Genomic DNA, 9,301 nt, shown 5'->3' on the forward strand with positions numbered 1-9,301 from the left:
AACCGTGTTATCTAATTCAACCGACCCGAGATACGGTTATCATTAAATCGACCGCCACCCCCGGCCCTCATTGAACCTTTTCAATCGATTTCGTTTACGGCGACTTTAGCACTCCTTTCGCCTATCGCGGTTTTAACGAAAATAGCGGCCATGCTTCCCTCATCTCACTCCTCCGCTCGTCTCACTGCGATGTCCTCTGTGCGTGCTGCCACGAACTCACCCAACAACGAAGCGGTTGTTCGCGTTTGGCATGCGACGAGTTCGTCCGCACACCCAGGTCCAATCGAAACGTACTGCCATCAATGGCTCGATGAATCCGAGTGCGAGCGGGCCGACCGATTCCGCGTGATGACCAGCCGCAATCAACACATCGTCGGACGCGGAATGGCCCGACACTTGTTGGGCCAAGCCGCAGGGTCAGCCAACGTATCACCGAAGTCGATCGAGTTTTGTTGTCTGCAACATGGCAAACCCGCGGTCAAATCGCCTGCGGAAATTTCGACCCCATTTAATATCGCGCACACCGATGGCTTGGTGTTGTGCGGGATTGGTCATGCGAAACATCAGTTGCTCGGAGTCGACGTGGAACGACTCGAGCGACGCACCGATCCTGAGCTCGCAACTCGCTATTTCTCGACGCCTGAAATCGAATACGTTCAATCGTTTACCGATACCGCGCGACGCAAGTTAGCATTTCTGAAGGTTTGGACGCTCAAAGAAGCGTTCATCAAAGCGATTGGCACGGGGCTGAACACGCCGCTGTCCGATTTTGCGTTCGAAAACATTGACGACGACTCCCCCACGATCCGGATGCTCAATGCTGAACTGGAAAGCGAGCATCAATGGAAATTCTTTTCATTCCATCCACGCGAATCCTTTATCGCCGCGATCGCGGTGGCAACGGACGAACCCGCCGATGGTATCTCGATGCATCTAAATAGTTTTGACGAGGTCGTGGCAGCGCATTCATAGTGTGCCCGCACAACGCTGTGAAGCATCTCGTAGCGAAACTCGCCAAGAGTTTCGGGGGCATGCGTCATGGAACGAAAGTCTTGACGACTTCCGCTACGAAATGCTCCTCTAGCGACCGCGGTTGTATTTCTGGCGGTACTTGTCGAACAACATCGTATGTCGACTCGACAAATCGACTTTGCGTCCTTGGATGTAGGCATCGATCACGTTGCTCTCGGTTTCCAAAATATCGCCGTCCGCGATGATCAACGTCGCATCTTTGCCGGCCGTCAACGAGCCGACACGGTCGCTGACACCCAAGATTTCCGCGGGCGATAGCGTAATGGCGCGAACCGCATCCTCACGCGGCAACCCGTAGGCGACTGAGCACCCCGCATGGTAGGGCAAGTTGCGAACGTTCGACGCACCGCCTGGATACCCCGGCCCTTCGCCGCCGATGGCATACTTCACCCCCGCCGCATTTAACCGCTGCGGAAGTGTATAGGGATGATCAAAAGGATCGTGGCGACGTAGCGGCAAACGGAGCGTCCCGGCAATGATCACAGGAACATCGTAACGCTTCAGCAAATCGGCACAGTCCGCAGCATCGTATCCGCCATAAATCACCAGCTTCAATTTTCGGCTTTGAGCGTACGCCACGGCGGACTCAATCGAGTCGCGACGATCCGCGTGAACCATCAAGGGCAAACGACCGTCGATCACCGGCAACAGGGCCTCGAGTCGAATATCCTCAGCCACTGGCCCCGCTTCGCGCTGCTTGGCGTAGCGGACGGCTCGATCAAACCACTGGTCCAGTTCCTCTAACTTCTGATCACGCTTCTTGGCTTCCGCCTTGGCGTCGGCGTCGCTGACTTGCGTCGCTCCCCAAGAAACGCACATCGCGCTAGGTGCGGACAAATTCATCTCACTGGCGGTCCAACCATCCAATTGCATCACAGCAGATTGCCCTTGAAAAAACCGTCCGCCGGGAGCGACATGAGCCAACAACACTCCGCTGGCCCGCGCCACCGGGATCAGCTCGCTGTCGGGATTCACCGAAACCCACGAGCGAACGTTGGGATTCTTCTCGCCTCGTTCCGCATGATCCACGGTGACATCAACCGCCGTGATCTCGCGCAGCCCCAGATCGGTCATCGCATCGAACAACCCTGGATAGACATGCTTTCCAGCGGCCTCGATCACTCGCATTCCCTTTTCGGCTTGGACGTTCTTTCCGAGCGCAACGATCCGTCCTTCGTCGAACAAAAGATCGCCCTCGTCGATCACATCACCGTCAACCGGATGCAGCGTTGCCCCGCGTATCAGGATCGGTCGCGACTGCGGAACGCCGGGAATCTGGTCATTGGCTGGCAATTCGCGTCCGCCTGCCAAGCCCAACAACACAACGAAGCAACTTGTGATTTGCAAAACTCTCATTGTACACCTCCGGCGTTTCGGCCTGCGTTACAGAACACGTCGATCCGTGTCCAACGATCCTCTTCCTCGACTTTGTCTTCGCTCTCCTTCGCCTTTTCCTGCTTCGGTTCCTGCAAGGCGATTTGGATGATACGCGATCGAAGCTCGCGATCGCGTTGCCTAAGCTCGCGATCGTGATCGACATCAAAGTAACGACGACCATCGATCCAAGTTTGCTCGCAGCGTGAGGTCGTCGACAGCGGACGCCCGCTCCAGACGACCAAATCGGCATCCTTTCCGACCTCGATTGAACCGACACGGTCCTCGATGCGAAGCTGTTTCGCAGGATTCAAAGTCACAAATTTCAGTGCTTCCTGCTCAGGCACGCCGCCATATTTGGTGGCCTTGGCAGCCTCGGTGTTCAAGTGACGTCCGAGTTCAGGATCGTCGCTATTGTACGAGACCACGATACCGGCATCGTGCATCAAGACGCCGTTATAGGGGACCGCATCATAGACTTCGAACTTGTACGCCCACCAATCGGCAAACGTGGACGCCATCGCACCATGCTTGGCAATCCGGTCGGCGACCTTGTAGCCCTCCAGGATATGCTGCAGCGTTCCGATCCGGATGTTAAATTCTTCGAGCACATCGAGCGTGGCGACAATCTCGTCTTGCCGATAACTGTGGCAATGGATCCAACGATCGCCTCGTTGGATTTCGACAAGAGCATCGAGCTGCAAATCACGTCGAGGAGGCAATTGATCGCGAACGCCATTGTTCCAAGCGGTGTTGGCGGCTTCGTATTGCCGAGCGGCTAGGAATTGATCCCGCAAAATCTGCTCGACGCCCATTCGCGTATTGGGGTAACGCGAAGAGATGCGTTTGACATTTTCCCCCAAAGCAAACTTGATTCCAAGCGGAGCACCGTCAAATTTCAACTCTTGCATCGTGCCGCCCCAACGCAATTTGATCACTTGGCTTTGTCCGCCGATCGGGTTCGCCGAACCGTGCAGCACATTGGCGGCGGTCACACCGCCTGCCAACTGCCGATAAATCGTGATGTCAGTGTTATCGATAAAGTCTTCGACACGCACCTCGGACGTTACCGCTTGACCCGATTCGTTGATCCCGCCATCGGTCGCCATGTGCGAGTGGCAATCGATCATCCCCGGAGTGATGTGTTTCCCCTTGGCATCGATTTGCACACAGTTTTTGGGAACGGCTAGGTTTTGCCCGACTTGGGCAATCACGCCGTTTCGGACTAGCACGTCACAGGGACTGATGATCCCTTCGTCGCCACAGGTCCACACCGTCGCTCCGCGAAACATCACCAATGGCGGCTGCTCGGGTTGTTCAGTCAGCCCAAACGCGCCGAGCGGATAGACCAATGCGATCGGATCTGCTGTGGACACAAGTTTCTGTTTTGGCTCGGGCGACTCCGCTTTCTTCGCGGGTTCCTTGGACGATTCCTTCGCGAGTTGTGTCGTTTCCTCGATGCGATTGAGCGTCAATTTTTCAGATTGTCCGCTTGGGGACAGAATCGTGGCCATCAAGCGAGGCGATTCCTGGTCATCTTCGTCTACCGTCAGCACGGTCAACTGCCACACTCCTTGATCAAACCGATCCGATAACGAGTGGAGTTTGACCGAAGCCGAGACACGATCTCGCTGCCGAATCAACTTTTCGAGTTTGGCTTTTTTTTCGCTCTTCTTTTTTGCCAAGCGAAAATAGCCCGAGAACGACTTGTCCTTTTTCTCGAACACCAACTCTGCCTTGACGCTTTTGCCATTCATCGCCAGTGTGGTAGCCCATTTGCCCTGCAAATCATCGTCGCCTGCAGCCGTGTCATCGGCGATTTTGTACTGAGCTCCCGCGACCCAGGTTTCAAGCACCTTGCTCGAAGCATCCAGCAAGTCGCCATCGGTAACCACCAAATTGGCAAGCATCCCGGTTTTAATCTCGCCGACACGATCTTCGACCCCCAGCATCTTTGCCGGAGTGGTTGTGATCGCGGCCAAGGCAACGTCGCGAGACAGCCCTCGATCGACGGCCACACGAATCTGTTTCAGAAAGGTTCCCGGATCCTCTAACCCATCGGTGGTCAAGGCAAATTGGATCCCAGCAGCAGCCAAGCGTTTGGGATTTTCGGGAGCAAAGTACCAATGCATCCAATCGCTGAGTGTCGAATCGTTGATCGAAGCGAGCGTCTCGGTCGCCAGCACTTTGGGAAAATCGACGGGCAGCAAAAACGTCCGCCCGGTCGCCGCAATCTCGTCCAAACTGCGGTACTCGCGTCCCGAACCACGCAACAGGATATAGAGCGAGAATTCATCGGCGATCGCTTCGGCACGAATCGCCATCCGTTCATTAGCCGCATCAAATAGAAAACGACCCTCGGTAATCTCATCGGACAATCGCTCGAGTGCCAGCGACGGTTCGGGGCGATTCAAATTCGTGTTCCGCTGGTAAACCCGATTAGCATCGCGATACCAAATCGCGTCATAAAGCGCTTGCCGCAGCAGTGCCGTAGCCCCCATTGGTGAACTGGGATAGCTGTCGCGTTTCTTGCCACGTGGCACGGTCAACGTGGCATGCTGGAAAGCATCGGCTTTGAGCAATCGTTGCGGATCGTCGGCGTCGGTGAGCAGCACCACGCAACTGCGGCCTTTCAAAATGCCGCCGCTTGGAGCGAGCAGTTGCGTTGTGATTCCTTGGCTGCGACGTTTGCCGTCGTCGGCTTGTTTGTCGCTGCTGACCCAAGCGGCATGGTACTCGGGCGTGATATTGCGGTTCCAATACCCCGTTCCCTCGACCGCGGGATTCTCAGGAAGCTCCACCTCGTGAAATGCATCGATCAAACCAGCGTAAATTCGCTTGCCCGAGAGATCCAATCGTTTGACCCCCACAGGAACTTCCAAATCGCTCCCCACACGAACGATCGTCGTCCCCTGGATCAATAGCGACATAACCTTTGGCGCCGCACCGGGATGGGTGACAATCTCTGCCCCCACAAGCAATGTCGGCGACGAGTCGGCTTGCCGCAATTGGTCAATCGGGCGTGTGCTGGCAGCTCGCAGACCATCCCCCCCTTGAGCCGATAATGACGAGGGGTCTGTAAACTCGCAACACAGCAACGCAACCAAGCAAGCGATGGACAATGCTTGCCGCGGAGGGTTGTTTTTCAGACACTTAAAGATCATCTGCACCGCTTTCGGGACGCACAGCAGGAAACAAGGAACAAGCCGACGAGGGACTTGCGTCAATGTTAGTCGCTGAACAGAAAATCACCAGGGAGTCGGCAAACATCCCCCTTTGTCACACTTCTCGATCCGTCGAACGGCAGGAAAAGATCCGCAACCGACGCTTTAAAGTTCCGATCCAAAGATCCGAGCGACGGTACTAAAGAAGCGGCGACGAAGCGAGTCAGGCTCTTTGCGGTCATCACACTGAGATTCCAGCGTGGTGTACCAATCCTCGAGCTGCTTCAGGATGCGAGGATCATGAATCGCCAGCAGCACTTCGTAGTTAAGAAAAAAGCTGCGCATGTCGAAGTTCGCCGACCCGATGAACGCGACCTCATCATCGACCAATACCGCCTTGGTATGCACGACACCATCGTGGTACCGCAGCACCCGGGCGCCGGCATCATGCAAATCACGACTGTATTCGAATCGTGCGTAATCCGCCGGCATCATGTCGCTCTCGTTGGGAAACATGATTCGAACATCGATATCGCGTCGACACGCCATCTCGAGCGATCGCATTGCGATGGACGAAGGAATGAAATAGGGGGTCACGATCCACACCCGCTCCGTTGCTCGTTGAATCGCCGTGATTAACAAGTCTTCCATGACTTCACCGGGCCCATCAGGACCAATCGGAATCACTTGGACACGGCTGCCACCGTCCTGTTCGGAATTCGCGGGTACCGATTCCCCTTTTCCCAAGTCGCTTCTTTTCGGGTCGTTCGTTTCCAAGTCGCTCTTTTTCGATGGCAACAACTTTGGTTCGCATTGCTTTGATTCGAAACAACCATGGCAGGGAGACTCTTCTTGCAGGTCCGCTTCATCAAGCGAATGATCGCGATTGACAAACCGCCAATCGGATTGAAACACCGCTTCGATTTGACACGCGGCGGGCCCTGTGATTGCCACACAGAGATCGACCCAAGTATCGCCATCGGGATTTTCAGTGATTTCGTACTGCACCAAGTTGGCCCCCCCGACAAGTGCCCGTTTGCCATCGGCGATCACCAGTTTTCGATGATTACGAAAATTCAAATAGGCAAACCGCGATAACCGCGAGACAGGCTTAAACGTCATCGCTTCGCCTCCCGCATCGCGAACGGTGTCGAGCATTTCATCGGGCATCAAAAACGCCCCCACGCCATCAACCAACAATTTCACGTCGACGCCATCTCGGGCTTTGTCCGCCAGTTTGTCCATGATTTTGTGTCCCAGATCATCGTCCGCCATGATGAAGCTAAGGACGTGTAGCGATTCGGTCGCCGAGTCGATCAGCTCAAAAAGATGCTGGTACATTTCTTCGGGTTTGGCCAACAGCTTGACACAATTGCCAGGCGTCGAAGGGGCCAGCCCACGGCGGATGCCAATGCTCGACAATCCACAGCGGTCGTGCACTTCGACACTTGGACAAGGGGGCATTTGCACGATGCCGCGCAATTCGTGCTCGGCGGATATCTTTTTGCCGGCAAAGATCAGAAACAGCGGAAAGCCCAGAGGAGGACAGAGCAGGATAATCACGATCCAGCCAAAACGTCCGACGTGCTTTCGCTCGTCATGACGCATCGCCGTCATGGCGACCAGCATCAACAAGGCACCAATAACCGATCCGACATACCACCCCACGTAGACCATCTTGTTCCCATTTGTGTTCGTTATTTATTGCCCAGTTCCAGCAGGGCAACAAAGACAAGGAGCAAAGGGCATGCCAGACAAACGAGGGGCAAATTAGCGAATAGGGGCTCATTACTAAGTAAAGGGGCTAATCGATGAAGGATTCGTAGCCCCGGCGTTCCTTTTCGACCGGGCGGCTTGCGCCGCACCGCTACAAGGTTACCTAGTTAGTGGTGGACGCCGAGCGGGCGAGATCCACAGCAACTAGATTCGCGAGACGTATTGGCCACTCAATCGGCGGATCAGCGAACGCATTTCCAGAACGCTGATCGTGGCCATCACGCGGTGGGCGGGAAGTTCCGTTTTGACAATCACTTCATCGATCGGCGTACTCGATTCCCCCACAGCCTCGAGCACCGCTCGCTCGAGTTCATTGAGCAGCAAATCAGCACCACTGCGAATCGATTGGCCATCGCCCGCATCGATTGGGTTACACATCGGCCCAATCCCTTCGAGCACGTCTTCAATCGTTTGCACCAACTTGGCGCCATCACGAATCAATTGATTACAACCGCGTGACATTCGACTGGTTACCGGACCGGGCAGTGCCAGCACCTCGCGATTCAACTCGCACGCCAAGCGGGCCGTGATCAGGGCACCGCTACGATCCGGAGCCTCGATCACCAAGGTGGCCAACGACAATCCAGCGATCAACCGGTTTCGCTGTGGAAACATACCAGCGTGAGGTTTGGCGTGGGGTGGATATTCGCTAATCACCGCTCCGGCGGCTGCAATCATTTCGGCCAATCCCTTGTGCTCGCTCGGATAGATCTCGCCCAACCCGCTACCGAGAACCGCGATCGTTCGGCCGGCTCCGTTGAGTGCCCCTTCGTGGGCGGCCGAATCAATCCCACGGGCCATCCCGCTAATCACGGTAATCCCCGCTCGCGCCATGGCATAACCAAACCGCTCGGCTTGCTTTAATCCATACGTCGTCGCGTGACGCGTCCCGACAATCGCCACGGCAAGTTCATCGGTCGCCAGCAGGTTACCGCTGACGAACAAAATCGGCGGCGCGTCAGGAAGATCAAAAAGCGGTTGGGGATAGTCTTCGTCCTCCGACGAAATGATCGCCACATCCTGCTCAGCACACCACTGGATGATCGCGTCGACATCGATATGGTGCGACGCGGTTCGGATCACGTGCACCAATTTGGGCCCGACCCCATGCACCGATGCCAACTGAGCATCCGCAGCCTGCAGCGTTTTTTCAGCAGATCCAAATCGATCCAACAGTCCCGTCAAGATCCGCGGCCCCACCCCGGGCAACATCGAAAGCCGCAGCATAGTTTTCGTTTCTTCACTGACGACGCGAGATTGTCGCGGGGCTGCGTCCTGGACACCATCGGCATAGGTCGCCGCTAACGCCCCGTCGTCCTGGTGATCATCCGGCTCGGGATCGTCAACATTTCGTGACATTGTGTTTTGACCGCTAACGATTAGAAATCAGAGACGATTTCATGTCCTTGATACGTAATCAGCGAAGCATAGATCTCCGCATCAATCTGTTCCGAAACAAAGTGGGTGCTGCCATCGGCAAGATTGATTTGCAGTCCACCAACGTGAAACGAATAGGCTTCGTTATTGTTGGTCTTGTTGATCACATAAGGTCCTGAACAACTCAGCCCATCCGCCGAGAAACCGTGCATGGGAATAAAGTTGCCCGGGTTTGCCCAACCGCCAAGCGATGCTCGCGAGTTGGTGACATTCACATTGCCGCAGCCATTGTTATTGGTTGAGGGTCCAAGTCGCCCCATCACAAAATACTGGGGCCGCCCCGCACACTCGACTAACAACATCGTGTTCGAGAGTCCGTCCAAGACGTCCCGAAATCGAGTGACTCGTGATGCATGGAACAACCCTCGGCGATTCACGCGTGGTTTGACATAACCTGCATCAACAATGTTTTTAGTCACTTCTCCATGAGGAACATAATCAGTTGTCGCCGTGCTCATCCCTGAACTAAGTCGATCGGGCTGGTGGTTGTCAGGAGCAGAGGGACATAAATAGGTTTC

6 protein-coding genes are annotated in these 9,301 nt (G+C 55.3%); 1 reads left to right on the plus strand and 5 read right to left on the minus strand.

Going from position 1 to position 9,301, the window contains the following annotated elements; all coding sequences use genetic code 11:
• Positions 1-189: 189 nt before the first annotated feature.
• Positions 190-972, plus strand: coding sequence for a 4'-phosphopantetheinyl transferase superfamily protein (locus tag ABX962_RS21220; RefSeq protein ID WP_372722076.1), 783 nt, complete (start codon positions 190-192; stop codon positions 970-972).
• 108 nt (positions 973-1,080) lie between these two features.
• On the opposite strand, the gene ABX962_RS21225 is transcribed toward ABX962_RS21220, so the two are convergent.
• The 5 genes from ABX962_RS21225 to ABX962_RS21245 form a co-directional block, all read right to left on the minus strand.
• Entirely contained in the window at positions 1,081-2,388 is a 1,308-nt protein-coding gene (locus tag ABX962_RS21225) for an amidohydrolase family protein (protein WP_372722077.1), read from the minus strand.
• Positions 2,385-5,570 (minus strand): amidohydrolase family protein, encoded by a 3,186-nt coding sequence (locus tag ABX962_RS21230; RefSeq protein WP_372722079.1) that lies wholly within the window; start codon positions 5,568-5,570, stop codon positions 2,385-2,387. The genes ABX962_RS21225 and ABX962_RS21230 overlap by 4 nt, the downstream gene beginning before the upstream one ends.
• Positions 5,571-5,735: 165 nt before the next feature.
• On the minus strand, positions 5,736-7,247 hold the full coding sequence (locus ABX962_RS21235) for a phospholipase D-like domain-containing protein (protein ID WP_372722081.1): 1,512 nt from the start codon (positions 7,245-7,247) through the stop codon (positions 5,736-5,738).
• A gap of 243 nt (positions 7,248-7,490) precedes the next feature.
• The gene (gene dprA / locus ABX962_RS21240; protein ID WP_372722083.1) at positions 7,491-8,705 is read right to left on the minus strand and encodes a DNA-processing protein DprA; all 1,215 of its coding nucleotides are present in this window, start codon (positions 8,703-8,705) and stop codon (positions 7,491-7,493) included.
• Positions 8,706-8,725: 20 nt separating this feature from the next.
• Positions 8,726-9,301, minus strand: a 576-nt coding sequence (locus ABX962_RS21245) for a DUF1559 domain-containing protein (RefSeq protein WP_372722085.1), incomplete at its 5' end; no start/stop codon positions are given.

The organism is Novipirellula sp., from assembly GCF_041583735.1.
Classification (GTDB): Bacteria; Planctomycetota; Planctomycetia; order Pirellulales; family Pirellulaceae; genus Novipirellula.